Genomic DNA, 2823 nt, shown 5'->3' with positions numbered 1-2823 from the left:
CCCCTCGCATGCGCTGCGCCTGACCAAGCGCCTGCTGCGCGAGGGCCAGCACATGCGGCTGGATTCGCTGCTGGAGCTGTCGGCCGCCTACCAGGCGCTGGCCCACCACACCAGCGATCACCTCGAAGCGGTGAACGCCTTCCTGGACAAGCGCGCGCCCGACTTCAAGGACTGCTGAGCGGGCCGTACCCGGCGATCGGCCAGTCGGCCGCCGGCATCGGCCGCCCATACAGCCAGCCCTGGAACAAGCGGCAGCCGTGGCCGGCCAGGAATTCGCGCTGGCCGGCGGTCTCGACCCCCTCGGCCACCACCTCGAGCGACAGGCTGCGCGCCAGCACCAGCATGGTCTGCACGATGCTGGCGTCGTTGGGGTCGGTGAGCACGTCGTTGATGAAGGACCGGTCGATCTTCAGCTCGTCGAGCGGCAGGCGCTTCAGGTAGGACAGTGACGACCAGCCGGTGCCGAAGTCGTCGATCGAGAAGCACACCCCGCGCGCCTTCAGCGCCGTCATCTTGACGATCACCTCGGCCAGGTCGTCGAGCAGCACGCTCTCGGTCAGCTCGAGCGTCAGCCGCGCCGGGTCGGCGCCGGTGCGCTCGGCAGCGTCCAGCACGCGGGCCACGAAGTCGGGGTGATGGAACTGCCGCGCCGACACGTTCACCGAGATCGACAGCGCCCGGTTGGCAGGCTGCGCCGACCACGCCACCAACTGCCGGCAGGCGGCGTCGAGCACCTGCTCGCCGATGGCCAGGATCAGCCCGGACTGCTCGGCCAGCGGGATGAAATCGGCCGGCGACACCAGGCCACGCTCGGGATGGTTCCAGCGCACCAGCGCCTCGGCACCCACAGTGCGCCGATCCCCGTCGACGATGGGCTGCAGGTGGATGCACAGCTCGCGCCGATCGATGGCCGTGCGCAACTGCGCCAGCCACTGCGTGCGCGAGAGCACCGCCTCCTGCATCGCCGGATCGAAGAAGCGCAGGGTGTTGCGGCCGGCGTCCTTGGCCTGGTACATCGCGAAATCAGCTCGCTTGAGCAGTTCGTCGGCGGTGTCGGCGGGCGCGCCGAACAGGGCGATGCCGATGCTGGGCGTGCTGCTGATGGCCACGCCCTCGATGTCGTAGGGCTGACCGACGGCATCGATGACCTTGGCCGCGACGAGTTCGGCATGGCCGGCCGTGTCCAGCAGGCTGCTGCCCAGTTCTTCGAGGATCAGCACGAACTCGTCGCCACCGATGCGCGCGGCCGTGTCGCGCTGGCGCACGCACTGGCGCAGCCGCTGCCCCACCTGCTGCAGCAGGGCGTCGCCGGTGCCGTGGCCGTTGCAGTCGTTGAGGTCCTTGAAGTTGTCCAGGTCGATGAACATCAACGCGCCGAACAGGCCCGAGCGGCCACTGGTGCGGATGGCCTGCTGCAGGCGGTCGAGCATCAGGCGGCGGTTGGGCAGCCCGGTGAGCGGATCGTAGAAGGCCAGCCGCTCGGTCATCGCCTCGGCCACCTTGCGCTCGTTCACGTCGGCAAAGCTGCCGACCATGCGCAGCGGTCGCCCCTCGGCGTCGCGCTCGACGACGTCGCCGCGGTCGAACACCCACATGGTGCTGCCGTCCTTGCGCTGCATGCGGTGCTCGTGCCGGTAGGGGCCGTGGCCGTCCAGGCAGCGCTGGATCGCGGCGCGGGTGTCGTCGAGGTCGTCCGCGAAGACGCAGCGCTCGAAGGCCGCGATGCTGGACTCCAGTTCGCCCTTGGCATAGCCCAGCAGTTCGAACCATCGCGCGTTGTGCTGCAGCGCGTTGGTGCCGAGGTCCCAGTCCCACACACCCTCGCCCGTGGCGTTCAGCACGTAGCTCAGGCGCCGTTCGCTTTCCTGAACCTGCTGCTGCGCGCGGCGGATGTCGGTGATGTCCTGGGCGATGACCAGGATGCGCGGCAGCCCGTTGTCGCCGATGAACGGCTTCTTGATGGACTTGAAGTACCGGGTCTGGCCGCTGCGGTCGTCGGTGGACTCCTCGAAGACCACTTCGGTGTGGCCGCGGGCCATGACGTCGAGCACGTTGCGGCGGAAGAACTCGGCCTGCTCCGGCGTGGCGCTGAAGTGGCCGTCGTGCTTGCCCACCATGGCCTCGGGCGTGGTGCCGTAGAAGTCGGCGACCGGCTTGTTGCAGAGCAGGAAGTTGCCCTCGTGGTCCTTCAGCACGATGAAGTCTGGGCTCTCGTCGAGCACCGTTCGCAGCAGCGATTGCTGCTCGCGCAGGTGCGGCCCGGCATCGCCGGCATGCCAGGCCATGCCCGTCAGCCGCTCGAGCTCGGCCTTCAGGGCATCGATCCGATGGGCGGTGCCGGCGTCGGCAAGGCTGTGCAAGGGGCAGTCAGCCAGGGTCTCAGGGGTCAAGGCGCTCATCTCCAGGTGGCCGGTTCGTCACTGCAGTCAACCCGATGTCGATCGCCCCCCGGCCGATGGGCATCCATCGGATGCCGCGGTGCCACCGGACATCTGTCCAGCAGCAGGTGCACGACGGCGTGCCTCGGAGCCGACCGTGGCCCACGCTGGACCTGATCGGTCCCTGGAAATCGGCCGATTCCTCACGGGGCTGAAGCCCATTTTTCACAGTGCGCCGGCTTTACCGCGCAGAAAGGCATGACGGGCCGTGCCGGGCGCCGGGCTGCCGGGCTAGACGAGCCCGTCTGGCGCCGGGCCGCCGGTCTAGACGAGCCCGTCCGGCGCCGGGCCGCATCTCTAGACGAGCTCGTCTGGCGCCGGGCTCAGGGCATCGGCCACGTAGCGCCGCAGCAGCGGCGGCTCGTCGCCGAGGTGGAAGGCCAGG

At 69.3% G+C, this 2823-nt stretch carries 1 protein-coding gene and 1 pseudogene; one reads left to right on the top strand and one right to left on the bottom strand.

What is annotated here, in order from left to right:
• Nucleotides 1-178, top strand: a pseudogene (locus EOINJALH_RS00280) (enoyl-CoA hydratase); the annotation flags it as partial.
• Here EOINJALH_RS00280 and EOINJALH_RS00275 read toward each other — a convergent pair.
• Complete coding sequence (locus tag EOINJALH_RS00275; RefSeq protein WP_158219594.1) at nucleotides 165-2390, bottom strand: GGDEF and EAL domain-containing protein; 2226 nt, start codon at nucleotides 2388-2390, stop codon at nucleotides 165-167. The pseudogene EOINJALH_RS00280 and the gene EOINJALH_RS00275 sit on opposite strands and share 14 nt — an antisense overlap.
• Nucleotides 2391-2823: the final 433 nt, after the last annotated feature.

The organism is Ideonella sp. A 288, assembly GCF_002198735.1.
GTDB lineage: Bacteria > Pseudomonadota > Gammaproteobacteria > Burkholderiales > Burkholderiaceae_C > Pseudaquabacterium.
The sequence above is the reverse complement of the archived record's forward strand: the minus strand, read 5'-3'. Positions and strand labels throughout refer to the sequence as shown.